This window comes from Candidatus Kryptoniota bacterium, from assembly GCA_036567965.1.
Classification (GTDB): domain Bacteria; phylum Bacteroidota; class Ignavibacteria; order Kryptoniales; family JAKASW01; genus JAKASW01.
In genome coordinates this window covers 182,992-208,572 of record DATCTN010000026.1, presented here as the reverse complement: position 1 = coordinate 208,572, position 25,581 = coordinate 182,992, and the positions used below count along the sequence as shown (strand labels likewise).

At 51.6% G+C, this 25,581-nt stretch carries 24 protein-coding genes; 2 read left to right on the top strand and 22 right to left on the bottom strand.

Going from position 1 to position 25,581, the window contains the following annotated elements:
• Nucleotides 1-371: 371 nt before the first annotated feature.
• The 8 genes from VIS48_11600 to VIS48_11565 form a co-directional block, all read right to left on the bottom strand.
• Nucleotides 372-635, bottom strand: coding sequence for a YgaP-like transmembrane domain (locus VIS48_11600; protein ID HEY9166796.1), 264 nt, complete (start codon nt 633-635; stop codon nt 372-374).
• 221 nt (nt 636-856) lie between these two features.
• Complete coding sequence (locus tag VIS48_11595; protein HEY9166795.1) at nt 857-1,408, bottom strand: class IV adenylate cyclase; 552 nt, start codon at nt 1,406-1,408, stop codon at nt 857-859.
• 7 nt (nt 1,409-1,415) lie between these two features.
• A complete protein-coding gene (gene greA / locus VIS48_11590; protein HEY9166794.1) occupies nt 1,416-1,892 on the bottom strand; it encodes a transcription elongation factor GreA in 477 nt (158 codons plus the stop codon).
• Nucleotides 1,893-2,004: 112 nt separating this feature from the next.
• Nucleotides 2,005-3,210, bottom strand: a complete 1,206-nt coding sequence (locus tag VIS48_11585; GenBank protein HEY9166793.1) for a bifunctional 3,4-dihydroxy-2-butanone-4-phosphate synthase/GTP cyclohydrolase II — start codon at nt 3,208-3,210, stop codon at nt 2,005-2,007.
• A 1-nt stretch (nt 3,211) separates the two neighbouring features.
• On the bottom strand, nt 3,212-3,526 hold the full coding sequence (yajC, locus tag VIS48_11580) for a preprotein translocase subunit YajC (protein HEY9166792.1): 315 nt from the start codon (nt 3,524-3,526) through the stop codon (nt 3,212-3,214).
• Entirely contained in the window at nt 3,523-4,665 is a 1,143-nt protein-coding gene (gene tgt / locus VIS48_11575; protein ID HEY9166791.1) for a tRNA guanosine(34) transglycosylase Tgt, read from the bottom strand. The genes yajC and tgt overlap by 4 nt, the downstream gene beginning before the upstream one ends.
• A gap of 8 nt (nt 4,666-4,673) precedes the next feature.
• The gene (locus tag VIS48_11570; GenBank protein ID HEY9166790.1) at nt 4,674-5,078 is read right to left on the bottom strand and encodes a hypothetical protein; all 405 of its coding nucleotides are present in this window, start codon (nt 5,076-5,078) and stop codon (nt 4,674-4,676) included.
• Nucleotides 5,075-6,229, bottom strand: a complete 1,155-nt coding sequence (locus VIS48_11565; GenBank protein ID HEY9166789.1) for an amidohydrolase family protein — start codon at nt 6,227-6,229, stop codon at nt 5,075-5,077. Before VIS48_11565 ends, VIS48_11570 begins: the two co-directional genes overlap by 4 nt.
• A 546-nt stretch (nt 6,230-6,775) precedes the next feature.
• Here VIS48_11565 and VIS48_11560 point away from each other — a divergent pair.
• A complete protein-coding gene (locus VIS48_11560) occupies nt 6,776-7,486 on the top strand; it encodes a periplasmic heavy metal sensor (protein HEY9166788.1) in 711 nt (236 codons plus the stop codon).
• 18 nt (nt 7,487-7,504) lie between these two features.
• On the opposite strand, the gene VIS48_11555 is transcribed toward VIS48_11560, so the two are convergent.
• The 11 genes from VIS48_11555 to hutH all read right to left on the bottom strand — a co-directional run bounded on the left by VIS48_11555 (nt 7,505) and on the right by hutH (nt 18,106).
• Nucleotides 7,505-8,776 (bottom strand): MFS transporter, encoded by a 1,272-nt coding sequence (locus VIS48_11555; protein HEY9166787.1) that lies wholly within the window; start codon nt 8,774-8,776, stop codon nt 7,505-7,507.
• A gap of 238 nt (nt 8,777-9,014) precedes the next feature.
• Nucleotides 9,015-10,037, bottom strand: a complete 1,023-nt coding sequence (locus tag VIS48_11550; GenBank protein HEY9166786.1) for an NAD(P)/FAD-dependent oxidoreductase — start codon at nt 10,035-10,037, stop codon at nt 9,015-9,017.
• Between the two features lie 2 nt (nt 10,038-10,039).
• On the bottom strand, nt 10,040-10,747 hold the full coding sequence (locus VIS48_11545) for an SDR family NAD(P)-dependent oxidoreductase (protein HEY9166785.1): 708 nt from the start codon (nt 10,745-10,747) through the stop codon (nt 10,040-10,042).
• Between the two features lie 6 nt (nt 10,748-10,753).
• Nucleotides 10,754-11,326 (bottom strand): GTP cyclohydrolase I FolE, encoded by a 573-nt coding sequence (folE, locus tag VIS48_11540; protein HEY9166784.1) that lies wholly within the window; start codon nt 11,324-11,326, stop codon nt 10,754-10,756.
• 40 nt (nt 11,327-11,366) lie between these two features.
• A complete protein-coding gene (bcp, locus tag VIS48_11535; GenBank protein HEY9166783.1) occupies nt 11,367-11,861 on the bottom strand; it encodes a thioredoxin-dependent thiol peroxidase in 495 nt (164 codons plus the stop codon).
• An 84-nt stretch (nt 11,862-11,945) separates the two neighbouring features.
• A complete protein-coding gene (locus tag VIS48_11530) occupies nt 11,946-12,419 on the bottom strand; it encodes a peroxiredoxin (protein ID HEY9166782.1) in 474 nt (157 codons plus the stop codon).
• A 130-nt stretch (nt 12,420-12,549) separates the two neighbouring features.
• Nucleotides 12,550-13,317, bottom strand: coding sequence for an alpha/beta fold hydrolase (locus VIS48_11525; protein ID HEY9166781.1), 768 nt, complete (start codon nt 13,315-13,317; stop codon nt 12,550-12,552).
• Between the two features lie 57 nt (nt 13,318-13,374).
• Nucleotides 13,375-15,063 (bottom strand): urocanate hydratase, encoded by a 1,689-nt coding sequence (gene hutU, locus VIS48_11520; protein ID HEY9166780.1) that lies wholly within the window; start codon nt 15,061-15,063, stop codon nt 13,375-13,377.
• 82 nt (nt 15,064-15,145) lie between these two features.
• Complete coding sequence (locus VIS48_11515) at nt 15,146-16,228, bottom strand: adenosine deaminase (protein HEY9166779.1); 1,083 nt, start codon at nt 16,226-16,228, stop codon at nt 15,146-15,148.
• 38 nt (nt 16,229-16,266) lie between these two features.
• Nucleotides 16,267-16,536, bottom strand: a complete 270-nt coding sequence (locus VIS48_11510; GenBank protein HEY9166778.1) for a YkoF family thiamine/hydroxymethylpyrimidine-binding protein — start codon at nt 16,534-16,536, stop codon at nt 16,267-16,269.
• A gap of 16 nt (nt 16,537-16,552) precedes the next feature.
• Nucleotides 16,553-18,106: a histidine ammonia-lyase gene (gene hutH, locus VIS48_11505; GenBank protein HEY9166777.1), complete on the bottom strand. Its 1,554-nt coding sequence runs from the start codon at nt 18,104-18,106 to the stop codon at nt 16,553-16,555.
• 114 nt (nt 18,107-18,220) lie between these two features.
• On the opposite strand from hutH, the gene VIS48_11500 reads away from it, so the two are divergent.
• Nucleotides 18,221-19,699, top strand: a complete 1,479-nt coding sequence (locus tag VIS48_11500; protein HEY9166776.1) for a DUF92 domain-containing protein — start codon at nt 18,221-18,223, stop codon at nt 19,697-19,699.
• 9 nt (nt 19,700-19,708) lie between these two features.
• Here the strand turns inward: VIS48_11500 and VIS48_11495 are convergent, their stop codons facing one another.
• From VIS48_11495 to glgP, 3 genes are read right to left on the bottom strand one after another with little or no spacing between them, the layout of a single operon-like run.
• Nucleotides 19,709-21,394 (bottom strand): glucose-6-phosphate isomerase, encoded by a 1,686-nt coding sequence (locus tag VIS48_11495; GenBank protein ID HEY9166775.1) that lies wholly within the window; start codon nt 21,392-21,394, stop codon nt 19,709-19,711.
• Nucleotides 21,395-21,428: 34 nt separating this feature from the next.
• Complete coding sequence (tkt, locus tag VIS48_11490) at nt 21,429-23,423, bottom strand: transketolase (protein ID HEY9166774.1); 1,995 nt, start codon at nt 23,421-23,423, stop codon at nt 21,429-21,431.
• A 15-nt stretch (nt 23,424-23,438) separates the two neighbouring features.
• Nucleotides 23,439-25,553, bottom strand: coding sequence for an alpha-glucan family phosphorylase (glgP, locus tag VIS48_11485; GenBank protein HEY9166773.1), 2,115 nt, complete (start codon nt 25,551-25,553; stop codon nt 23,439-23,441).
• Nucleotides 25,554-25,581: the final 28 nt, after the last annotated feature.

Sequence of the window (25,581 nt, the reverse complement as noted above, 5' to 3'; positions counted from 1 at the left end):
GTCGTCGTCTCCACCGCAGAGTCGGCTTCGATGTCAATTTTGAGCAGCGGCTCTATTTGATTCTCCTCGCCAAGGTCTGCTTGTCCGAGCGAGGGTGTCCTATCTCGCGGCCCTGTTATTGGGAGTTGAAATATCCTCATCCCTCGCAGTACGCTTTCACCGAATTCATATCCTTGTGCAGCGCTTTCTGAAGCGTAAGATTATTATGAAATTAGTAAATGAACGGCAGAAGTGAGCGTGTTTTTTTTCATATTACTCACCAGTCATGCTCCCTTGTCTTCCATGTGCCCCGCCTCATTCCTACTCTTTTCTCACGCCGTTTCGATCCAGAGCCTCAAGAGCAAGTTTCTCAAAGCGGTGCCACTTGAGTATCATTCGGGCTTGTGTGCACTTCGGATTTTTTCGCCGGATATAGGGCCGCCCAGCACAGCACTGATGTAACAGATGTCAAACGATCCGGCGCTCAACGGGAAGATGCCCCACACCATTGAAAGCACACCGAGTAAATGATCTCTATAGAAAAAGCCGACAACGAGAAATGCAAGGCCAGCAACCACTCGAAAGACGCGGCCCGCCGGACTATTAATGAATCGCGAGAACCCTGATCGGTTGAAAGCTTCTCTGAGATTGCTCATTGAATACCTCCTTAGTGAAATAGAATCTTATAATTAAATCGCCACATCACGCTTAACTACTGGAGAACCATCTATCGTCCTGACACCACAAATCAGCTTTATACAATCGCTTCGACGTCTTCCCGGTTGACCTTCCTGAGATTTCCAGAATTTATCCGCAACACAACTCAATTACAAACGCAGGTGCACATAACCGTGTCTCTCATTCTTATCAGTTCCATTCATATTGGGCCGGATGGACGGACTCCTCCCAGAGACAAGAGATCCGATTGCCCTTCCATCAAATCGCTGTATGACTTCGCTATTGCCTCCAGCACAAACGGCGCGGCGAGTCGCTTCAAGAGATCAAGAAGCTCTCTGTCTCCATTATCGTCGCCATTCGACACCACTTCGAACTCTATAAAACTCCCCAGCCCCACGACATCGTCTATGTGTATCCGAGCGTTCTTGTACATGAGGAGCGTTCGCTTTTTCTCCACTACGACTTTCACTCCGAGCCCTTCGGACAAAATTTCCTTCAACTTTGTGTCCTTCAAGGGAAGAACATCGTATGTGCTTTCCATTCCGCTCGACGATGATTCGTTTCTGTTGTAGTAGATCAGTTCCGGATTACGGTCGCTGGCTTCACGAATCTTGAGTCTCCCGCCGGATATTTTGAAGTAGGTGTCTTTTTGTTCTATTACCCCTATGAATTCAGCCTTGCCCGATCGAAGAACTTTCTCGAGTTCTGCCGGCTCTTTGATTCTTGCCTTGAACTCGAGGTTCTTGGGCATTATGAATTCATCTTCCGATTTGAAGAATCTTGTATTGCTTCATCCCCGCAGGAACTTTCACGCTCACCACATCGCCCACTACTTTCCCCAGCAGGCTCTTTCCGATCGGCGAATCCGTGGAAATCTTTCCCTGCGCCAGATCCGCTTCTTCCGTCGACACAAGCTGGTATTCTATCTTCTTATTCGAAAGCATGTCGAGAAGCTGGACTTTGCAAAAAATGTAAACCTTGTCCGTGCGCACTTCCGTCGGATCCATCACGCGCACGCGAGTCAGCGTCTGCTCGAGCTGCGAGATACGAAGCTCCAGCATCTGCATTTCCTCTTTCGCCGCATCGTATTCGGAATTTTCGGACAGGTCTCCGTGACCCCTAGCTTCCGCTATCTTCCGTGCGGCTTCCTGCCGCCCGTTTACTTTCATGTCCTTCAACTGCGCTTCGAGTTCCACGAGTTTTTCTTTTGTCAAATAAATTGAATTATTTGACATCAACACCTCCTATCTACGTTCACTAAAATACGAAAGCCATTCGTCCTCTTATCGGACTAAATGGCTTTAATTGAAGATAACAAACTTTATTCAAATATTCTCGTCCCGACTCTCAGAGATTCGGGATGAGGTGGCCTAATTTATCTCGCTTTGTCTCAAGATACTTGTGATTTATCTCATTTGGCTCGATTTCGATCGGCACCCGCTCGACCACTTCCAGCCCGTACCCCTCAAGACCGATTATCTTCTTGGGATTGTTCGTCATTAGCCTCATCCGCCTGATTCCGAGGTCCACCAGGATCTGCGCGCCGATACCATAATCCCGGAGATCAGCTTTGAACCCGAGCTTCTCGTTGGCTTCCACCGTATCGACACCGTCGTCCTGGAGCCTGTAGGCTTTCAGTTTGTTTACGAGGCCGATCCCCCGGCCTTCCTGCCGCATGTAGAGCACGACTCCGGATCCTTCTTTCTCTACCGCCCTCATCGCATAGTGGAGCTGTTCGCCGCAATCGCACCTCAATGAGGCGAAGACGTCGCCGGTAAGACATTCCGAATGGACACGTACCAGCACCGGCTTGCTCTCATCGATCTCACCCTTGACGAGTGCGAGATGTTCTTTCTTGTCGATGATACCCTGGTACAGATGTAGGTTGAAGTCACCGTACCGAGTCGGGAGTCTCGTTACAACTATCTTCTTCACCAGCTTCTCGCGCTGCATCCGGTACCCGATCAGGTCCCTAATGGTAACGATGTGTAGGCCGAACTCTTTCGCGATCTTCTTGAGCTGCGGCACGCGTGCCATTGTCCCGTCGTCGTTCAATATTTCGCAGAGAACTCCCCCAGGATAAAGCGACGCAAGTCTCGCCAGGTCGATTGCCGCCTCCGTATGACCTGCGCGTCTCAACACTCCCTCTTCCATTGCTCGCAAGGGGAAAATGTGACCTGGCCGAGCAAGGTCTGTGGGGACCGTGCCCGGGTTTACCAGCGCCAGTACCGTCGTTGACCTGTCCGCCGCAGACACTCCGGTGGTTGTCCCTCGCACCGCATCCACGCTCACCGTGAACGCAGTTTGGTGAAGCGACGTGTTCGTGTCCACCATCATGTCGAGCCCGAGCTGCCTGACTCGCTCCGGCAAAAGGGCGACACAAATAATTCCGCGTCCGTGTTTCGCGAGGAAATTGACGGCGTGAGGCGTAACCTTCTCCGCAGCGAGGAGGAAGTCGCCTTCGTTCTCTCTCTCTTCGTCATCCACGACGATGACAATTTTTCCTTGCCGGATGTCTTCTATTGCGGATTCGATATTGTCGAACTGGGACATATTACTCAGGCAGGATCGCCGATACCGCCGATTTCTCCACTTTAACTTTTACGTTGTCGGCAATTTCCACGAGGACCGCCTTGTCTTCCATGCCGACGATCTTTCCGTGGATGCCGCCGCTCGTGACAACCTTGTCACCCTTCTTCATCGCCTCGAGCATTTTCTGACGCTCTTTCTGCCGCTTGCTCTGGGGACGGATGATCATGAAATAAAAAATGAAAATGATAAGCGCGAACATAATCACGGTGCTTATCATACCTCCGCCGCCGTCTCCGCCCTGAGCCGGTGCCATGAAACCAAGAAGTAAGCTGTTCAAATTTCCTCCATTTTCTTTGTGTTCAATTCAGCGAGTGTGCCGGATTTGAATTCCGCAAAGCGGTCTTCCATTATCGCGACCCGCGCTTTCTCCATTAAACTAATGAAAAATCGCAAATTATGTAAGGAGACAAGCTGTAACCCGAGTATCTCGTCCACGTTAAAAAGGTGCCGAATGTACGCGCGAGAGAAATTCTTGCAGGCGTAACAGTCACACTCCCCACACAACGGCGCCTCATCCAACTTATAAACCGCATTCTTTATGTTAATCGTTCCTTCGGCGGTGAACGCCTGCGCGTTTCGTCCGTTGCGCGTCGGCATGACGCAGTCGAACATGTCGACTCCCCTCTCGACCGATTCAAGAAGGTTTTCCGGGGTTCCGACTCCCATCAGATAACGAGGCTTGGCTTCAGGAAGGAGGTCCGTGACGAAATCTGTAACATGGTACAACTCTTCCACCGGCTCGCCGACAGCCAGTCCTCCGATTGCGTAGGCGTCGAAATCGGAAGCGACGAGGTCTCGCGCGCTTTTCTCTCTCAAGTCAAGGTGGGTTCCGCCCTGAACGATGGCAAGGAGATACTGGTCATAACCGTAGAGCGGCGTCGAAGCCGCGAACGACTCCCTGCATCTCATCGCCCAGCTGTAAGTGAGCTCGATGCTCTTTGTGACATACTCTTTGTCCGCCGGGTACGGTGCGCACTCGTCGAGTACCATGATGAAGTCTGCGCCGATCTGTCTCTCGACCTCGATTATCTTTTCCGGTGAGAAGAAATAATATGTCCCGTCGATGTGGGACCTGAACTCGACGCCTTCATGAGAGAGTTTACGGAGCTCAGAAAGACTCAGGATCTGGAACCCACCGCTGTCCGTTAGAATCGGCCGTGGCCAGGACATGAACGAGTGGAGTCCGCCGAGTTTAGTCAGGACTTCGACCCCTGGCCTTTGGAATAGATGATACGTATTTCCCAAAATGATCTGCGCGTTTATCTCGAGAAGTTCCCGCTGTTCGACTGCCTTCACGCTCGCTCGGGTGCCCACCGGCATGAAGACGGGCGTCCGAATCGAGCCGTGACTCGTCCGGATGATACCGGCTCTCGCTTTGCTTGAGGAATCTCTTTTTGTCAATTTGAAATCTAGCATTCCGACTTTCAGGATAAGACTACATTAAGATTCATAAGATCTGCTATTGATTCAGATTCAATATTGAAAACAATTTCGACGGGAAATGGTATGACGCCTGTGTAGTAAAGGATCTCAAGTCTTCCCGACAGGCTGTTGGTCTTAAAGATGAGTTCGTCTTCTCTGGTTCCGATTATGGTTATCTTTTCGGCGCCTTCCCTGACCACGAATCGTCCCTTCAGATGCTTGAAGGGAACACGCATGCCGAGCCGGTTGATCGCGACCACCCTCACGCTCACTGGCGAAGAGCTGTCGACGAAAATCGTCTCTCGAGTCCTATCGACCTTCACACTGGTGGTTGTGAAAATCACTCTGTATCCGATGAGACATAGAGCCACTAAGAAGAGAGACAGCAGGAAAAATTTCGGTTTCAATCGCAAATCATTCCGGAGTTTTTGTAACCCTCCGACAGGACAAACTCAATCGCTTCGGACTCGTATCCATCGAATGGAAGGAATACCACGGACGAGCGGCTGCCCGGTTTGAGCGAGCCGTAAGCCGACTCGATCCCGAGAAACCTCGCGGCGTCGGATGTCGCCATCGCCAATATCTCTGACGGCTCCGCCACGTTTCCAAATTCGCTGAAGAAAGCGGCGACCTCTTCGAACATGTTGATTGACGGCGAGCTGGCAGTGCTGTCGGTACCGATAAGAAGCCTTACCCCGTTCTTGACTAACTTTGCGACAGGCGGGAGCTGACCGGAAAGTTCGCGGTTGCTCCTGATGCACACCGACACGGCGCATTCCCTGTCCCTCAATATGTTTATGTCATCATTATCGGTGAATACACAGTGCACACAGATCGTTCTCTCGTCAAGAATGCCGAGCGAGTTCACGTATTCGATGGGAGTCACTCCGGCGGGGGTAAAGCTCCATTTACCAACTCTCTTGTTGAGAAGGTCGGTCATTCTTCCTTTTCCGGTACGGACGAACTCCAGCTCTTCCGGCGTCTCGGCGAGGTGGATCGACGTAATGTGACCGGACGAATTGTTATATGATTTTATCTTCCTCATCAACTCGGGTGAGACAGAATACGGCGCGTGGATCGCAAGAGCTGAATCGACTTTGGACAATGCCAGGTTCTGCGCCGCGTGATCGAAGACTGTATCCGCACTCGTACTGTTTATCCCGATCTGTTCGTACTGGAACAACTGATTAGTGCCGAGAGAATTATTGACATCGAGGGAGTTGCCGACATTCACGAAGAATGAAGTCCCTTGCGACTCCGCTCTCTTCTTGGCATCGCCGCATTCCTTTATCGTTTCCTCAGGGACGACTGTCGATCTTGCGTCGACCAACTTCATTACCCAGTCGACAAAATCCTCGTGCCGGAGTCGCTTGAAATTGGAAAGTTCGAGATGCGTGTGAGCATTGATGAGTCCGGGGCAGATGATTCCGTCATAATCTCTCACCGGCAAACTGCCCGCCTCCTTGTGAACCTGATCGAAGGTTCCTATGTCCACAATCCTTCCGTTATCGACTATCACCCCGCCATCAGCTGTGATTTTACCGGCGTTCTCGATCACTATCCTGCCTCTCAGAATCCCTCTCACATTTCGAATATAGAAAAAGGGGGAAAGCGCTTCAAGGAGACGGCATCACTTGTATTGGATTGTATTTTGTGAATCCGAGCTATAGATGATTCGAGCGGAGAGAAATCTTCCGGAAGTCTAACCTACTGTAACATTCGAGGGAGCATTAAGAGGATCCCTCGTCGTCAACCGGCCAGCACGCACGCGACTCCTCGGAATGACACTTAGCTTATGCTTTGTCATTCCGAACGAGCGAGTCCCGACACCGTCGAGATGAGCGAAGTGAGGAATCTTCCGTAGTTCTCCACAAAAGCGTTATCGAAGAGTACTCTAGAAGATTCCTCGTCGTCACCGGCCCAGTACTCATCAGACTCCTCGGAATGACAGAAGCGAAAGTCTTGTCAACCCAAATGAGCGGATAAAGACGATGTTCGGATGGTTCCATGATTTGCAAAAATAGTATGCGATCAGGCGCACTTGTTTAAACCGCGAGAGAGTTTTGGATGTCCAACGAGTAGATTTACAAAAAGGAGTTAATAAATGAAATCAAAATTCTTAGTTCTGGTGTTAAGTGCATTGGCGATAGCCGGAACGGCCTGGGCACAGGATTCAAGCATGCAAAAGGGACCCATGCGCATGTGGCGGTCGCACACGGCAGGGTCTCAGCTAAAGTTGACCGATTCGCAAAAGAAGGATATTCAGAAAATCAGGTTTGACCTGATGCAGAAGCAGATCGATGTGCGGGCAAAGCTGAGCCACGCGCGGCTCGATTACGGACAGCTCGCGTCCGCGGACAATCCCGACGCAGGGGCACTGAGCGACAAGATTGACGAGATTGCAAAACTTCAGACCGATTTGAAGAAGAACATGCTCGACGGCTGGTTTGCTGTGAACAAGCTTTTGACACCTGACCAGCAGAAAATCTGGAAGAAAGTACTTGAGCACCCCGCCATGGCGATGCGCCGCATGAGAACGCAGAGGGTGATCATGAACCGTCGCAGCGGACAGGGACCGATGAGCGGTGAAATGATGATGGGCGGCACCAATTCGATGAGCGAAGACGCACCCATGATGGACATCGGGACGATGGCAGATATGTGGGGAATGTCTGACCTGGATCCGTTACTTGACGAGGACCCGCTTATGAGCATGCCGATGTTATTCGACAGGGAATCGCCTGTAGATCCGGGTGACATGCAGATGGATGGACCTGTTATCCAGCGCGACGATCAGCAGGACCCTGACCAGTAATAGATAGACGACCAACCTTCAGGAGGTCCCGTTAGCATGTGGGACCTCCTCTTTTCTCTTCTGAATTTTCGGAATCCTTTTCCTCACATACAACAATCCGCAAGCTATTCCCGCCAGGCACAACGAACCTTCGATGAATATCATCACGGCGGTTCCCAGCAGCTCAGCGACAAACCCCGTGAAGAGTGCCCCGATTGGAGTGCTTCCCGCGAAAATCATCACGTAAAGAGCCATTATCCTGCCACGAAGATGAAGCGGGCTGTTCATTTGCAGAGAGGTGTTAGTTGAGGCGATATATGATATGCTTGCGATGCCCAGAACCACTATGAATATAATTGTTAGAATGTAAGATCTTGAAAAAGAGATCGCGATATCCATAATCGTAAAGACGAGCGCGAACGAGTAAATGAATTTGCGTGTCGGCTTCTGTCTGCCCGCCACGTTAAGTGCTCCGATCATCGATCCGACTCCAAGCGCCGAGGTCAGGACGCCGAACATTTTGGGGCCGCCTTTCAGCACGAACTTCACAAGAAGAGGGAGTACAGTGTTGAAATTGTATCCGAACGTCCCAATGAAAATCAATACAATCAGTATCGATGCGATTGCCGGCTCGTTTACCGCAAAAGAGATCCCTTCTTTCAAACCCTGCTTCAAAGTGATGTCTACCTTCGAGTAGAAATTTCTCAACTGAGATTTCTTCATGAGTAAGATTGCCACTATGATAGCCAGAAAACTTATACCGTTAATGAGAAAACTCGGTGCGACTCCCACGAGTGCGATCGTTATTCCTGCGATGGCCGGACCAACTGTCCTGGCCGCGTTGAAAACGAGAGAGTTAAGGGCGATAGCGTTTCCGACATCTTCATCGGGCACCATCTCGGCGACGAACGCCTGTCTCCCCGGCTGGTCGAATGCGTTGACAAGGCCAATTAGAAGCGCGAGGAAATATATTTCACCGAGCGTCGCGACTCTAAGTGCAACAATGATCCACAATATGAACGCCTGAATCGCGGAAATGGACTGAGTCACCAAAAGTATTTTTCTCTTTGGCAGCCGATCAATGAATACGCCGGCAAAAAGAGACAGAACGAGAATCGGCAAGAACTGGAGTGCAGTAACAGTTCCGAGCGCGACGGCAGATCCGGTTAGAGTGACGACGTACCACGCGAGCGCGACGTTCTGCATCCACGTCCCGGTCACAGAGATGAGCTGGGAGATCCAGTAAAGCCGGTAGTTGTAATGTCTGAGGGACTTGAAGTGTTTACGGACGCGCGAAGACAGGCGCGCCATCGGAGTGTTTATCAATTCAGGCAGAATGTTTTTGAGCTAATCCAGTGAGAAATAATCGTTTACGTAATATACGTCATAGGAAACGAAATTATGAAATCTCGCCCGCCTCGTCCCACCGCTCTGCGGTGGAACCCCATTGCAGCATTCACCTCGCGAAGCAAAGCGAAGCGACGAGAGAACGAGGGGAGTGTCACACCGAGGCAGGGTAAAGTCGGTGGGGCGCTTCAGCAGATAGCGACTAGACGCGGTTCTTCGCAGCGGACAATTTGTCCATGTCGCTCGAATGACCGGGATAAATCCTCGATGCCGGATCGAGGAGGTTCTTCGCGAAGTTCACCGCAGTCGCTACTTCACCGAATCCGGTGCTGATGAGCTTCAATTTCCCGGGATGAGAGGCAACATCTCCGGCTGCGAAAATGCCGACGATGTTAGTCTCCATTTTGTGATTCACTTTGATGCCGCCCTTCTCGAGCTCCAGGCCCCACTCCTTCACGGGACCGATGTCGGCATGAAAGCCGAGGTTCAGAACAACCGCCTCCACTTTCAACTTCGATTCCTCGCGAGTCCTGTTATCACAAATAACCGCTTCTTCCGGTGACGAGTTGCCGCTTATCGATTTCAATTCGTGAAAAGTCCTCACGACCACCGGTGACGACATGAGTTCCCTGACACTCTCTTCGTGCGCACGAAACTCGTCGCGCCTGTGAATGAGCGTGATCTTCTTTGCAGTGTCGAGGAGATTGAGCGCCCAGTCGACCGCGGAGTCTCCGCCGCCAACTATCAGGATCTCCTTATCCTTGAAGACACTCTTGTCGGTAACGAAATAGTAAACGCCGTGGTCCTCGAACGTGTCGATGCCCCGTGCATCGAGTTTCTTCGGCTTGAATGCGCCGATGCCTGCGGTGAGTATGACAGATTTTGTGTAATGTGCATTCCCTTTGTCGGTAAAGAGTTCGAACACGCCTCCCGGAGCCGGGCTCTTGAGGGTCACGACCTTTTCACCTGAACAGACAGTCGGGTCGAACATCAAAGCCTGTTCGATCAGGTTTTTCGCAAGCTCCTTCGCGAGAATCCTCGGAAATCCAGCCACGTCGTAAATGTATTTTTCCGGATAGAGTGCGACCAGTTGTCCGCCGAGTTCAGGGAGCGCGTCGAGTATCTTCGTCTTCATCACGCGCAGCCCGGCGTAAAAAGCGCCATAGAGTCCAACCGGACCTCCGCCTATGATGGTCACATCAAATATTTCGTCTTGCTGACCCATCGTCACCTGGGGTTCGTCGGTCTCAAATCTATTTCACTCATCATTGCACGGGCCGGCAGCGAAGCAGCTAACACTGCGGCTTCGGCAATATCCTCCGGCTTAAGCGCCCAATCGCGTGCTGAAGATCTTCCCGATCCGAAACTCGTGTCGACACTTCCCGGACAAATCGCCACGACCCTGATATTATGTTTGCGTACTTCCAGCATCAGACTTTTTCCGAACCCGAGAAGTGCCCATTTCGTCGCCGCGTATATCGAGCCGTTCTCCACCGCGTTCTTTCCCGCCAGGGAGGCGATATTGATGATGACGCCGTCTTTTTGTTTTATCATGAACGGAAGGACTTCCCTGGTAGCGATAAACACACCACGCAAGTTCACGTTCAAGATGGAATCAAATTCCTTCGTCTCCATATCGATGACAGGTTTGAATATGCCGAACCCCGCGTTGTTCACGAGTATGTCTATTCTACCGAACCGATTCGATGTCTGTAAGACAAGATTTCTGATCTCATCTTCTTTGGACATATCCGCAACAATCGCTTCGACTTCGGTTCCCTTCTCACGGAGCATGTCCCTGAGGTAAATAAGTTCCTTTTCACCGCGGGCGGAGACCACGAGCTTCGCGCCCTCTGAAGCGTAATGTTCCGCGATAGCGCGGCCGATCCCCTTGCTCCCGCCCGTGATAATCGCGACTTTACCCCCGAGTTTCATGCTAAATCATCTCTGCCTGATCAGTGTCAGGAATTCCTCACGCGTCTTGACATCGTCGCGAAATTCACCGAGCATCGAGCTTGTTGTCGCAACGCAATTCTGTTTCTCTACTCCCCTCATCATCATGCAGAGATGCTGGCCTTCCACGACCACTCCGACTCCGCGCGGTTCAAGATACTGGAAAAGAGTCTCGGCAATTTGCTCCGTCATTCTCTCCTGCACCTGCAGTCTGCGTGCGAAAACTTCCACTATGCGCGGCATCTTGCTGAGTCCTACTATCTTGCCGTCGGGAATGTACGCCACATGAACTTTCCCGAAGAATGGGAGCATATGGTGCTCGCACAGACTGTAGAAGTCGATGTCCTTCACAATTACAATCTGGCTGTACTTCTCCTCGAATATGGCGTTGTTCATTACCGTCTCGATATCCTGCTTGTAGCCCTTTGTCAGGAATTCATAAGCGCGCGCAACCCGATAAGGGGTCTTCGTCAGCCCTTCACGGTTCGGATCCTCACCCAATTTGATGAGGAGTTCCCTCACCAGGTCTTCAAGTTCCAGTTCGACTTTTACTTCACTCATCAGATATTCCTCGTTGCTGAAAGGAGGTGGTCCTCAGATATTAAAGTTCCGCCAATACCTCGTCGTAGTGGCCATCAACTTTCACTTTTGGAAAGATTTTCTTTATTTTGCCGTCCTCATCGATTACGAAAGTCGTCCGCTCGATTCCCATAAATTTCCGGCCATACAGAGATTTTTCCTTCCATACGCCGTACGCGTTGATGACTTTTTTATCTGTATCGCTTAAAAGAGGAAAGTTCAAATTGAATTTCTGTTTGAATTTCCCATGCGACTCGACCGAATCTGCACTAACACCGAAGACGACGGCCCCCTTTTTCTTGATTTCCGAAAACCCATCCCTGAACGAGCATGCTTCTTTTGTACATCCGGGCGTGTCATCCTTCGGGTAAAAGTAGAGGACAACTTTCTTTCCTTTATAGTCAGCAAGCTTGACAGTTTCTCCGCCGTCATTTTTGAGAGTAAATGCCGGCGCTTTTGCCCCGACCTTGAGAGAGCTCTCGGTCGCCCTGCCGACTGCTTTTACGGCTTTCGCCATGATTCCATTCCCTCCATCGATTGAATTTTTTTGAGAAGAAAAGGGCTCGCCGCGGCGGGCGAGCCCGGGGAAACGAATTGACCTTTACTTCAGTGACTCGACCGCTTTCAGGACCTCGTCGTAGTTCGGCTCCACGCTCGGAACATCGGAGACCCACTTGTACCTGACGACGCCGTCCTTGTCGAGGACAAACACCGATCGCTTCGCAGCGGTATAGCCGTTCAGGCCTGCGAAGTTTTCATGGTACGCGTTGTACTTCTTCACAACTTCGCGGTTAAAATCGGACAAAAGCGGGAAGTTGAGTTTGTTCTGGTCGGCAAATGCTTTATTGGAAAATGGCGGATCGACACTAATGCCGACCACCTGTGCGTTCAAGTTGTTGAATCTACCGAGTGAGTCCCGGAAGTTGCAGACTTCCTTCGTGCAGACGCCGGTAAACGCACCCGGATAAAAGGCAAGAACAACTTTCTTGCCCTTGAACTCTGAAAGGCCTCTTTCTTTTTTGTCGGTATCGTACAGCTTAAAATCCGGAGCTTTTGAACCTATCTCGACTCCCATATTCTCCTCCAATTGATTACGGACTCAAATTAAGTTTTGCCTGAGTGAGTTTCAAACTCCACCAGGTACGGAATTTTCTTGAAATCCCCGGTGCAAGTAGCTCAGTACTTGCACACAGAAGTTATAAACGTCAATTGTGGGTCAAAAATTCCATGACGATCCTGCCGAACTCTCCCGGAGCTTCGGCGTGTACCCAGTGACCGGCATTTTCAACGACTGCAAATGACGCATGGGGGAACAGAGATTTGATTGCAGGAATATCTTCATCCGTGATGTATTTCGACTTTGAACCCCGCAGGAATAGAGTTGGCTTCTCAAATGGTATTTGTGAGCTGATCGCAACATTTACCTTGCTATAGTTCTTGTGAATCGCTTTGATGTCGATCTTCCACTTGAAGTTCGAATTTTCGTCCCGAGCGACATTCTTCAGAAGGAGCTGCCTGACAGGATATTCTTGTATCTTACCCGAGAGTGCAGCGTCGAGCTCGGAGCGCGTTTGGTATTTAGCAAGATCGAGCGAGAACATCGCTTCGAATATCGCGTCATGTTGAGGCGGATAAGATCGGGGCGAGATATCGACGACGACAAGACGCTCAACTTTCTCCTGATGAGTCAGGGCAAATTCCATCGCTGTCTTTCCGCCCATGGAATGTCCGATGAAGCAAGCCGATGAGATGCCTTCGTGAATCATGAGGTCGTCGATATCCGCAGCCATCGAACGGTAATCGAACGTATCGCTGTGAGGTGAGCGGCCATGGTTGCGCTGGTCCACTGCCCATACCCTAAACTTCTCTCCGAAGAAGTTTGATAGCGTGTACCAGTTGTCACCAGAGCCGAAGAGTCCGTGCAGGATGATAAGCGGCTGCCCGTGTCCGGTGACATGGAAGTAGAGTTTCATTTTCGCAGTCGACTCATTTGAAATTTCTACATTGAGGATTGCATCCGCAGATGGAATTTAGAGCCTCTTAAGCATCGGCATATCGATCTTTTTATCGCGCGCTTCCCGGATCGCATCTTCGTAACCGGCATCAGCGTGTCTGACGACTCCCATTCCAGGATCATACGTTAGTACTCGCTTCAACCTGCGAGCGGCGGCATCGGTACCGTCGGCAACTACCACCATCCCTGCATGGATCGACAAGCCGATACCGACACCTCCGCCATGGTGGACTGAAACCCAGCTCGCACCGCCGACGGCGTTCAGTAGGGCGTTCAATATAGGCCAATCGGCAATCGCGTCCGACCCATCCTTCATTTTCTCAGTTTCCCGGTTCGGAGAGGCGACACTCCCCGCATCGAGGTGGTCGCGGCCGATTACGATTGGAGCTTTCACTTTCCCGCTCTTCACAAGTTCATTGAAGATCAATCCCATTTTGTCCCGCTCCTGGTAGCCGAGCCAGCAGATTCTTGCCGGGAGTCCCTGGAAATGGACATGCTTGCGAGCTTTTTCGATCCAGTTCACGAGATGACTGTTCTCAGGAAAAGTCTTCACAACCGCCTCGTCAGTCGCGAAAATGTCCTCCGGGTCGCCGCTGAGCGCTACCCATCGGAATGGTCCTTTCCCCTCGCAGAAGAGAGGTCGAATGAACTCAGGCACGAATCCCGGAATTTCGAATGCGTCCTTTACCCCCGCCGATTGTGCCTCGCCGCGAATATTATTACCATAGTCAAACGTGATTGCTCCGCGTCTTTTCAGCTCAAGCATTCCCCTGACGTGAGATACGATCGAATCGCGGGCCATCGAGATGTAACGCTGTGGATTCTTAATGCGGAGTTCGAGCGCGGCGTCGTACGATATTCCTGCGGGCACATATCCGTTGAGAGTGTCGTGCGCGCTCGTCTGATCTGTCAGGAGATCTGGAACGATATTTCGCCTTACGATTTCAGGAATTATGTCGGCTGCGTTTCCGAGGAGACCGACAGAAAGAGTTGTCTTTCTGGATTTTGCATCGAGCACCAGTGAGAGCGCCTCGTCCAGGCTTTCGCTCATCCTGTCGAGATATCCGGTCTTCAGCCGCTTTTCGATTCTACTTCGATCGACTTCAACTCCAAGAAATGCAGCTCCGTTCATCGTTGCAGCGAGCGGTTGAGCGCCGCCCATCCCGCCGAGTCCGCTCGTGAGGACGAATCTCCCTGCAAGTGTCCCCCCGAAATGTCTTCGCCCGGCTTCGCCGAATGTTTCGTAGGTTCCCTGAAGTATTCCCTGCGTGCCGATATATATCCAGCTTCCCGCGGTCATCTGGCCGAACATTGTCAGGCCAAGCTGCTCGAGCCGCCTGAACTCATCCCAATTCGCCCAGGCGGGGACGAGCATCGCGTTCGAGATAAGAACCCGCGGCGCTTCCTCATAAGTCTTGAATACCGCGACCGGTTTTCCCGATTGGACCAGGAGAGTCTCATCATTCTCCAATCTTTTTAGTGTTGCAACGATCGCGTCGAACGCCTCCCAATTTCTCGCGGCCTTTCCGCTTCCCCCGTAGACCACGAGCTCATCCGGTTTCTCCGCAACTTCCGGATCGAGATTGTTCATCAGCATTCTGAGCGCCGCTTCCTGCTGCCATCCTTTCGTATTCAGTTTAGTTCCACGAGGCGCATGTATCACGCGCGCTCCGGTCCCGGCTTTTAGAGTCCCTTCGATTGTCATCTCACGCCTCAGGTATCTTTCCGAAGTCAGTTTCTTGAACGATTTTACCCTTCCTCATACATCGCAGGTAGAAATAACTTTTCTATTTGAGCTTGTACTTCTTCCGAAGCTTCTCATATCCTGGCTTTATGGATTCATATATATATCTTATTCGCTCGCCATAAGGGAGGAAAGCACTCTTCATGGAATTGATGGTGAGCTTTTCCATGTCATCGAATGATACACGAAAGACGTCTGCAACGATTTGAAATTCTTTAGAAATATTCGTCGCGCTCATGAGCCGGTTGTCCGTATTTACGGTAACGCGAAACTTCTCACGGAAGTAGACTCCGAATGGATGATGTTCAATGTCCTTTGCTGCTCCGGTGTGAACGTTCGAGCTCGGGCAAATTTCCAGAGGAATCCGTTTGTCGAGGATATATTGGGCGAGAGTGCCGAGCTTGACAGTTTTTCCGTCGGACTGGATGATGTCATCTATCAGTCGCGTCGCGTGTCCGATACGGTGAGCTCCGCACCATTGTATCGCCTGCCAGATCGATTCCATTCCAAATCCTTCACCGGCGTGGATCGTTATGTTGAAATTTTGTCTTTGAATATAGTGGAACGCATCGACGTGCTTTTTCGGGGGATAGCCTCCCTCTTCGCCTGCAAGATCGAACCCGACTACACCGCGCTCCCTGAAATCCACCGCGAGCTGCGCCATCTCCTCGCTGAGGTTCATGTTTCTCATGGCCGAGATGATCAGACCGTATCCTACGCCAAAATCTTTCCTCCCCTTCTCGAGTCCGCGCAGCACGGACGCGACCACCTCTTCCCAGTGAAGCCCTCCTTGCGTGTGAAACACAGGCGCGAATCGGGTCTCGACGTACACAACATGGTCTTTCTTCATATCCTCAATCATTTCATAGGCAACACGCTCGAGCGCTTCGTCCGTCTGCATAACACCGGTGGTGTGAGCAAAACCTTCAAGGTAGAGAGGAAGACTTCCTCGATTCGCGCCTCGATGGAACCACTCCGCCAACTCCTCCGGATCCTGAGTGGGAAGTTTTTTGTACTTCTGATCACGGGCAAGCTCGATGACGGTCTTCGGCCTGAGGCCGCCGTCGAGGTGGTCATGCAGAAGCACCTTCGGCATTTCTTTGATAGCTTTAGACAAACCCGGCATTCAGCTCTCCTGTGTATTAGTACTCATTCAACAAAGTGTCATTCGTTCAATTTGTTCAGCTCTTCCCTGGTCGGGTGCTCGTTAACTATTGTCAGTACCATGACAGTGGCGCCCGACCCACATGCTTGCTTATAAGCTTGCTTCAACGACTCAAAAACCAGTTCGATGTCGCCGATCCCAATCGTTGAAGTCTCCTGAACTTCCAATTTCAATTGATCCGATTTCAAATTCGCTATGAATCCGTTTATCGGTTTCCGGAAATTCGTTTGCGCGATTGGATAAAGGCTCACTTGAAATGTCACTTCCATATTCGTCTCCGTTCCATTATTCGAGTTCTCCCGATTCACTCTCAGCCGCGTTGATAATGTCGCCAGATTTTAACATCCCAAGTGCGTTTTCTATGTCCCTGTAGAGTACGCGGTCCCTGTCCAAATGCGAAATTTTCTTGCGGACAAGCCTGTAGACTTTTTCGGTACCTTTTCCACAATTGAGTTCGCGGCCTTTGCCGGCGAGCTTCCTCGCGAAATCTATTGCCTGGCAGGCGACAAGAAGCTCGATCGCCGCGACTCTCCACACATTTTCGAGCACCTGGTAGCATTTCAGTGCTGCGATTGAGCCCATAGAGTTGTGATCTTCCTGGTTTGCGCTTGTCGGTATCGAGTCAACACTCGCCGGATGTGATAGGACTTTGTTCTCGCTGACGAGCGAGGCGGCTGTGTATTGTGCGATCATCATGCCCGAATTCAGTCCGCCATCCTCACTCAGGAATTTCGGAAGGCCGCTGAGCTGGCCGTTTACCATCCGCTCCACTCTTCGTTCTGAAATACTGGCGTATTCGCTCAGACCGATTGCGAGATAATCGCAAACTAGTGCGAGCGGCTCGCCGTGGAAATTTCCGCCTTCGAGGTGGGTCTCATCTTCGGCGATAATCAGCGGATTGTCCGTTGCGGAGTTTATCTCGACGTTCACCTGTTTCTTACAGAACTCTATCGTGTCGCGAATCGCGCCGTGCACCTGGGGCATACAGCGGAGTGAATAAGCATCCTGCACGCGAGGATCGTCATGCAAATGAGACTTGCGTATCTCGCTTCCGGCAAGGAGGCGTCTCACATTCTTAGCGCAAGCGAGCTGGCCGCGGTAGGGTCTCAGCTTGTGAATTCGCTCGTCGAATGCGACATCAGTTCCACGAAGCGCCTCCACGCTCAATGCACCGGTGATATCGAAGATCTTTGCGAGCTGAAGTGCCTCGTAAACGCAATGGACTGCGAATGCCCCCATCATTTGAGTGCCGTTCACAAGCGCGAGTCCCTCCTTTGCGGAGAGAACAAGCGGATCGATTTTGTTTTTTCGGAGGACTTCAGCGGATGGAACGATTCTTCCATCTTCGATGAAGCTCCCTTCGCCGATCAGTGCAAGGACAAGATGCGCGAGTTGAACGAGATCACCGCTGCTCCCAACTGAGCCCTTCGATGGAATGAACGGGATCAGGTATAGGTTGAAGGCTTCAAGAAGTTTGTCGACGACCTCCGGGGTCACTCCGCTGTAGCCTTTGGCCAGCGCATTAGCGCGCAAAAGAATTATCATCCTTGCGATATCCGGCGGAAGAGGATCGCCTGTGCCCGCCGAGTGGCTCCTGATCAAATTTACCTGGAGCTCTTTTATCTTCTCGTGAGGTATGTTGACCGTTGCAAACTCTCCGAACCCCGTCGTCACGCCGTAGATCGCGTCGCCCCGGGAAAGCCATTCTTCAATCTTTTTCCGCGAGCGGCCCATCTTCTTCCTTGCGGGTTTCGATATGGAGACTTTCATCCTTTGCCGCTCGGCGAGATATGCGGATTCGACCGTTAGCGACTCACCGTCGAGGAGAAGGTCGGGCATGATGGCTTCCTTTTTGGAAATTTAAGTAACGTGGAGAGTAAGTCCAACATAAGCAAATCGGCCCACTCGCGACAGAATTTGTATTTTCCTCCGGTTATTCTTAGTTTTTTCCCGATGAATGAATTCCTGAATTTTGTTCTCATTCTCGTCGTGCTCACTCTTTTCGTCGTGGCTGCTGACCTGCTGAAAGGTCGTTTCAAAGTTGATGGAAAAAAGACGCGTGAATTTGTCCACGCGGCAGTCGCCGTGGTCGTGTTCTTTGCTCCACTCTTGTTCCACTCGAAACTTTATCCCGCACTTCTTGCCGGCACATTTGTCGTCGTCAACTTCGTTTCTGTCCGTCTCGGGATGTTCAAAGGGATAAACCCGGACAGAAAAAATCTCGGCACAGTCTACTACCCCGTTTCATTCCTGATCCTGGTTCTCCTGTTGTGGGACAGCCATCCGTTCATCGTATCCTCCGCCATGTTGATCATGGGTCTAGCGGATCCTGCCGCCGCAATCGTCGGTTCGAACCTGCGTAACGCTCATGCTGTAGGCGCGTTCGGCGAAAGGAAGACGTTCGAAGGTGGCGCAGCGATGTTCATTATAGCGGCCGCCGCCACGCTGTTTGGACTGACATTCTTTCGTGCTCAAACCGGAGCCTTTCTCACTTCATGGGCACTGATAGGAGTCTCGTGCTCCGTGGGCATCATGGTCGCCGCTATCGAGCTGGTCTCCCCGCGAGCCACGGACAACCTGACCGTTCCTCTGTCGTCGGCTGTTCTTTTGTATATAGCGGCGAACGACCCATCAACCCTTAGCGTATTTATTCTCGGGGAGTTTCTCGCCCTACTGGTGGCATATGTTTCCGCCAAGTTGAGATTTCTCGGCACAGACGGCGCGGTCGCGACATTCATACTCGGAGGATTCATATTCGGATATGGCGAGTGGAAGTGGGCGGCGCCGATTCTCGCATTCTTCATTATCGGAAGTCTCGCCTCGAAGTTGTTCGCGAGGCAGAAGGCCGGCTACAATCTTCTCTATGAGAAGAGTCACACGCGGGACGCGGCACAGGTGTTCGCTAATGGCGGATTTGGACTGTTGATGCTGATAGGAAATTGCCTCTATCCAAACTACCATTGGTTCCTAGCATATGTCGGATCGCTGGCAGCTGTCACCGCGGACACGCTTGCAACTGAGATCGGAGTATTTTCCAAATCAAACCCCTATTCGCTCGCGTCAATGAGAAGAGTTGAAAAAGGGATGTCCGGAGCGATTTCGTCACTCGGAACATTCTCAGGATTTCTTTCGGCGGCAGTACTTGGTGTGATATCACTTCCGCTCGCCGGCGGATACTCAGTTTTCCCGGTGCGGTTCATAGCAGCTGGCGCGTTAAGCGGCGCGATAGGAAGTCTTGCGGACAGCATACTCGGCGGGACTCTTCAGTCTCAGTACAGGTGCGGCACATGCGGAAAGATAACAGAGAGACGGACTCACTGTAACGGGGGTGAAACTGTTCTCGTGCAGGGATACCGGTGGATCAATAATGATGTCGTGAATTTTGCTGCGAGCGTTGTGGGTGCTGTTGCGATGCCGCTATTCTTCTTTTGAGGCTTGCCCTCAGACAATTCCGGCAATAATCTTTTTCAAGTCGGCCAGGTAGTCCGAAAGGTGAATCGAGACTACGGGTTTCCCCTTTCGCTTCAACGCGAGATAGTCTCCCGCCGCCTGTGCCCGAATCAACGTTGCGAAATCGTAATCTTCTCCCGGGATCTTATAGGTCGCCGCGGGCGAATGCACGAATTGCAGGAAGAGTCCGTTCGGCGTACCACCTTTGTGAAACTGACCGGTTGAATGGAGGAACCTCGGCCCATAGCCGACCGTAGCCGGTATCCTCAGGCGGTTCCTCAGCAAAACTCTCAGTCTCTCGAGCAGCTCGTCGACCTCGTCGACGCGAGGGAGGTATGCCATGATCGCAAGATATTCGCCCGCCTTGTTCCGGCCGAACAAACTGTTCAATACCGAGTAGACATTTCCTGAACGCTCGACATTTCCGTAAATCTTCTCGGGACCGGATATAAGCGGCACCTCGTCGAATTGGATGCTCCCCTTCGATTCAAATTGGTGCAGGAGCATCTTCGTGTTGTCCTTGCTTTCGGTGACATTCGGCTCGTCAAACGGGTCGACGCGAATGATCGCAGACGCTGCAGCCGTAGCAACTTCCCACTGGTACATCAGTCCGGAAAGATCGAAAACCTCATCGAGTTGAATCGAGACGACGGGAAATCCATTTTGACTCAGGATTCTAAGCTTTTCCTCTTTTTCGAGTTCGACATCACCTCGAATTTTCATATGGACGAACACCCGATCGGACGAATAGAAACTCGGAACGGTCATTTCCTCGCCCGTCACAGGGAGGATTCCCTTTCCATTCTTCCCTGTGCTTTCCGCGACTAGTTGTTCAATCCACCATCCGACAGTTGAAATTGTCGGACTCGTTTCGATCGTCAACTTGTTGGCGCCCGCGCTACAGAGAGCTCCAAGGAATGCTCCAAGTTGGACGGCGCTGCAATCCGGGGTCGGCATTGTTGGTCCGCAAGCATTTTCCTCTTCCACACTTTTCCGGAGGAATCGCGTGAGATCGCCTCCGATCAGCGCGAAAGGCACTAATCCGAAATAACTCAACGCCGAGTAACGACCGCCGATGTCGGGCGGGTTCAGGAAGACGCGCGCGTACTTCGCTTCGCCTGCGGTCTGCAAGGCAGTACCCGGATCAGTTATTGCGATGAAGTGACTCGCAATGTTTTCCGGATATCGATTCAACATCGTTTCATAAAAGAACTTCGCGAGTGAATGCGTCTCGATGGTTGTGCCGGACTTGGAGGCTACGATAAAGAGTGATGATTCCAATTTGATCTTCTGCAATACCGACTCGATCTGATCGGGATCGGTTGAGTCGAGAACAGTCAACTCGGGATATCCTTCAGCAGAGGCTATACTTCGGAACAGGACTTCAGGCGCGAGGCTGCTCCCTCCCATCCCGAGGTGGACGATGTGAGTGAATTTCCTATAAGATTCAGCGCTTGCGTAATCCTCAAGAACACTTGCTTCCCGAATCATCCTCGAAGGAAGGTTGAGCCAGCCAAGCCTGTTAAGTGCAACCGCCCTATGCGCCGGTTCATCAGACCAGAGAGATCCATCTTTTTCCCAGAGTCTCGCGAGGAAATTCTCGCCCGACAATTGAGTCAGCGCGCTTGAGAAGTCAGACTGGTATTTTCCTGCTGCAAATTCATATTTGATCGACATGGCGCTTTCGTTTGAATTAGATTTTGAGCAGCAACTATTTCAGGAGCTTCTCAACTGCTTCGTTGACTGCGGCACTTGTTATTCCGTATTCCCGCATTACGACATCAACAGGCGCGGACGAACCGAACCGGTCGACTCCGATGCTGATCCCGCGGTCACCGACATACCGGCTCCAACCTTTCGTAATGCCCGCCTCAATTGAAACCCTCCGCCAGACCTTTGCAGGAAGGACAGATTCTCTGTACGCTGCGTCCTGCGTATCGAAAATTTCCCAACTCGGCATACTGACGAGCCTTACTTTTGCGCCTTTCGACGCGAGCTCCTCGTAAGCTTTAAGGGCGACATGGACTTCACTTCCCGTCGCTATTATGATGGCTTCCGGGTTGCCGGTGTCGGCGAGAACATAGGCTCCGCGCCGGAGTTCGGATTCGGCCGCGTATTTCGATCTGTCGATGACCGGGATCTTCTGTCTCGTCAGCACGAGCGCGATCGGCCCTTTCTTGTATCCGAGAATATATTTCCACGCCTCGACGGTCTCATTCGCATCGGCAGGTCTGATCATCACGAAATTCGGTATCGCCCTCATGAGCATGAAATGTTCCACAGGCTGGTGGGTCGGCCCGTCTTCTCCCAGGCCGATGCTGTCGTGAGTGAAGACGTACACAGTCCTGAAATGGGAAATTGCTGCGAGCCTCATCGGCGGCCGCATGTAGTCCGTGAACACAAAGAATGTCGAGCCGAACGGTATCAGTCCACCGTGCACTGCCATGCCGTTGATTATCGCACCCATGCCGTGTTCGCGGATGCCGAAGTGGAAATTGCGACCCGTCCTTGATGTCGACGAGAAGTCTCCAAGCCCTTTGACGCATGTGTCAGTCGAGGGTGAGAGGTCCGCAGCGCCGCCGAGAAAATTTTTAATTTTGGGTTCGAACGCGCTCATGACTTTTCCTGACGCGGTGCGAGTCGCAACCGCACCGGCCGCTGGATCAAACCCAGGGAGATCGTTAAGTGCGGCGGCGGGCACATCACCGGAAAGCCAGGCGAGGAATTCTGCGCCGAGGTCGGGGAACTGCTTCCTGTACTTTTCAAGAAGCTGATTCCATCCGGATTCGCTCTCCCGGCCTTTGTCCACAGACTTTCTGAATACATTCAGCGCTTCAGCGGGGATTAGAAATGTCGGCTGAAGCGGCCATCCGAGATTTTTCTTCGTCGCTTCTACTTCCTTCTCGCCGAGCGGCTGACCGTGAGCTTCGGCGGTGTCCTGTCTCCCCGGCGAACCATACCCGATATGCGTCCTCACTCCGATGACCGACGGCATGCCGGTTACACTTTTCGCCGTTTCAATCGCATTTCCTATCGCCTCGATGTCGTTGCCGTCTTCGATGCGCTGTGTGTGCCAGCCATACGCCGCATATCTTGCCAGTACATCCTCGCTGAACGCGAGGCTCGTATGACCTTCTATCGTAATTCCATTATCATCGTAAAAAACGATCAGCTTGCCGAGCTTGAGATGACCCGCGGTTGAAGCCGCTTCACTCGTCACGCCTTCCATCATGTCGCCGTCACTGGCAATGACGTACGCATAATGATCTACGAGATTGAACCCCTCACGATTAAAGTATGCGGCCATATATGCTTCGGCGATGGCCATCCCGACCGCGTTGCTAAGGCCCTGGCCGAGTGGACCTGTCGTCGTCTCGACACCCGGCGTAATTCCATATTCAGGATGACCCGGTGTGATACTTCCGTACTGTCTGAAACTCTTCAAATCTTCAAGTGTAACATCATATCCGGTAAGATGGAGCAGAGAATACAGGAGCATCGAGCCATGACCGGCCGAAAGCACGAACCGGTCGCGATCGAACCATTTCGGGTTGCGCGGATTGTGCTTGAGATATTTCGTCCACAAAGTGTAGCCGATGGGCGCCGTCCCCATAGGCATCCCCGGATGTCCCGAATTTGCTTTTTGCACCGCGTCGACCGCCAGAAACCTAATTGTATTTATGCAAAGTTCATCAGTTTTAGTCATGGCAAAAAACGTCTTTCATTTTTGTATATAGTAGCTATTCACGTATTCTCTCACCATTCGTGCAGTGTTGTACACCGGCGCGATTGTCCGAATCGATTCCCTCACCATCTTCAGCCATTTCAGAGGAAGTCCGGAAGCGTCACGATCATAAAAAAGAGGTACAATCTTGCTCTCTATGACGTCGTACAAATTTACGGAATCAATTCTATCTTGTTCTTCAACTGAGACCTGCAAGTCTTTGTCCTCACCGATTTGAAAGCCATTTTTCCCATTGCATGCTTCACGCCACCAACCGTCCATCACGCTGCAATTCAATCCGCCGTTCAGGATGACTTTCTCGCCGCTCGTCCCGCTTGCTTCGAGAGGGCGTCGGGGGTTATTCAGCCAGATGTCGCATCCTGAAACAAGATGTCGTGCGACACCCATATCATAATCTTCGACAAACACAACCTTGCCGGTAAATCGCGGATCGCGGCTAAGGTGCATCATTTGCTGGATGTAAGACTTCCCTGCGTCGTCGCGCGGGTGAGCCTTTCCGCTGAAGATTATCTGAATCGGGAGCTTCGGGTCACCGAAAAGCCTGGCTGCTCTCTCCATGTCCGAGAAAATTAGCGGCGCGCGCTTGTAAGTTGCGAACCGTCTCGAAAAACCGATCGTCAGTGCGTCGGGCGAAAGAGTCTTCTCCGCCCAGCCCGATGAATTGCCGTACCTCAGGAGCTGCCTTTTCAGCCGGCGTCTGACAAACTCAATGAGACTCCTGCGAAGCGCATATCTCAATGCCCAAAGTTCCTCGTCAGGGATCCTGTCGACAGCAGCTTTCCACTCTGACGGACGATCGAGCTTCCCGAGCCAGTTCGGTCCCAGAAGCTTTTCGTAGAGCGCGCACGCTTCATGAGAAATCCATGTCGAACTGTGAATGCCATTCGTGATATGACCTATGGGCACCTCGTTCGGCTTTCGCCCCGGGTAGAGCGCCGTCCACATCTGTCTGCTGATTTTCCCGTTGAGTTCGCTTACCGCGTTTGCTCCCCTGCTCATCTTCAGAGCGAGGACCGTCATGCAGAACGTCTCAGTTTTGTCGTCAGGATTAACGCGGCCGAACTTCATGAAATCGTCGGGCGTAATTCCGAACGATGAAATGAAACCGCTCAGGCTGAAATTGATCAGGTCCAGTGTGAACCTGTCATGGCCGGCCGCTACCGGAGTATGAGTTGTGAAGACACATTTCTTCTTCACTTCTTCAATCGCGCGCTCAAGCGGCTTGCCCGACAACAGCTGCTCGTGCAGAAGTTCCAGCGTGAGGAACGCGGAATGTCCCTCGTTCATGTGGTATACGGCCGGCTCCAGCTCGAGTTCTTTCAGGAATTTCGTTCCACCGATACCCAGCACGATCTCCTGCAGGATCCTCGTTGTGCTGTCACCGCCATATACTCGTGCGGTCAGGTCTCGGTAATGTTCCTCGTTTTCAGGCAGATTTGTCTCCAGGAGATAAAGGAGGGAGCGACCTACAACGGCTTTGTATGCGCCTACTGAAATTGTGCTTCTTCCAATCTGCACTTGGACCTTCACCATGTTTCCACCTTCATCCGTAACGGGGACGATCGGCAGCCGGTGAAAATCTGTCTCACGGTACTCTTCCTGCTGATAACCGTCGCTGCTGATCTTCTGTACGAAATATCCCTGCCGGTAGAAGAGAGTCACGGCGACGAAATTCAGTCCGATATCGCTTGCGCTTTTTGTATGATCGCCCGAAAGCACGCCGAGACCGCCGGAATAGACAGGAATACTCTCGTGGAGCCCGACTTCAGCGCTGAAGTAGGCAACCGGATGCTTGTCAAAACGTTTGAAAGCAGGAACAGGTTTACGGACAATCTTCAGATAATTCTGAAGCGAATCGTAGGACACATTCAACTCGTCGCGCAATTCCTTGTTCATTAACCTTGATCGCAATTCCTCTTCGCTTATTTCATTAAGCACTTGAATCGGATTATGGTTCGAATGTTCCCATACGCGCGGGCTAAGCTTAGCGAAGAAGTTCTGGACTCGACAGTTGTAAGTCCAGCGTAAGTTGTAAGCGAGTTCGTAAACTTTTTTTCTTTCAACCGCAAAATGAAAAATTTTTTGTGACATTTTCTTAACTCTGAATTTAATTCTTGAC

Coding starts and splice junctions, on each gene's coding strand:
- folE (HEY9166784.1), bottom strand. CDS start 11,326: ATGAGTGAAGTAAAAGTCGAACTGGAACTTGAAGACCTGGTGAGGGAA.
- VIS48_11555 (HEY9166787.1), bottom strand. CDS start 8,776: ATGGCGCGCCTGTCTTCGCGCGTCCGTAAACACTTCAAGTCCCTCAGA.
- VIS48_11500 (HEY9166776.1), top strand. CDS start 18,221: ATGAATGAATTCCTGAATTTTGTTCTCATTCTCGTCGTGCTCACTCTT.
- VIS48_11550 (HEY9166786.1), bottom strand. CDS start 10,037: ATGGGTCAGCAAGACGAAATATTTGATGTGACCATCATAGGCGGAGGT.
- greA (HEY9166794.1), bottom strand. CDS start 1,892: ATGTCAAATAATTCAATTTATTTGACAAAAGAAAAACTCGTGGAACTC.
- VIS48_11585 (HEY9166793.1), bottom strand. CDS start 3,210: ATGTCCCAGTTCGACAATATCGAATCCGCAATAGAAGACATCCGGCAA.
- hutU (HEY9166780.1), bottom strand. CDS start 15,063: ATGACAATCGAAGGGACTCTAAAAGCCGGGACCGGAGCGCGCGTGATA.
- VIS48_11595 (HEY9166795.1), bottom strand. CDS start 1,408: ATGCCCAAGAACCTCGAGTTCAAGGCAAGAATCAAAGAGCCGGCAGAA.
- bcp (HEY9166783.1), bottom strand. CDS start 11,861: ATGGCGAAAGCCGTAAAAGCAGTCGGCAGGGCGACCGAGAGCTCTCTC.
- tkt (HEY9166774.1), bottom strand. CDS start 23,423: ATGACTAAAACTGATGAACTTTGCATAAATACAATTAGGTTTCTGGCG.
- VIS48_11510 (HEY9166778.1), bottom strand. CDS start 16,536: ATGGAAGTGACATTTCAAGTGAGCCTTTATCCAATCGCGCAAACGAAT.
- VIS48_11530 (HEY9166782.1), bottom strand. CDS start 12,419: ATGGGAGTCGAGATAGGTTCAAAAGCTCCGGATTTTAAGCTGTACGAT.
- VIS48_11545 (HEY9166785.1), bottom strand. CDS start 10,747: ATGAAACTCGGGGGTAAAGTCGCGATTATCACGGGCGGGAGCAAGGGG.
- VIS48_11525 (HEY9166781.1), bottom strand. CDS start 13,317: ATGAAACTCTACTTCCATGTCACCGGACACGGGCAGCCGCTTATCATC.
- VIS48_11600 (HEY9166796.1), bottom strand. CDS start 635: ATGAGCAATCTCAGAGAAGCTTTCAACCGATCAGGGTTCTCGCGATTC.
- tgt (HEY9166791.1), bottom strand. CDS start 4,665: ATGCTAGATTTCAAATTGACAAAAAGAGATTCCTCAAGCAAAGCGAGA.
- hutH (HEY9166777.1), bottom strand. CDS start 18,106: ATGCCCGACCTTCTCCTCGACGGTGAGTCGCTAACGGTCGAATCCGCA.
- VIS48_11560 (HEY9166788.1), top strand. CDS start 6,776: ATGAAATCAAAATTCTTAGTTCTGGTGTTAAGTGCATTGGCGATAGCC.
- VIS48_11515 (HEY9166779.1), bottom strand. CDS start 16,228: ATGCCGGGTTTGTCTAAAGCTATCAAAGAAATGCCGAAGGTGCTTCTG.
- VIS48_11495 (HEY9166775.1), bottom strand. CDS start 21,394: ATGTCGATCAAATATGAATTTGCAGCAGGAAAATACCAGTCTGACTTC.
- glgP (HEY9166773.1), bottom strand. CDS start 25,553: ATGTCACAAAAAATTTTTCATTTTGCGGTTGAAAGAAAAAAAGTTTAC.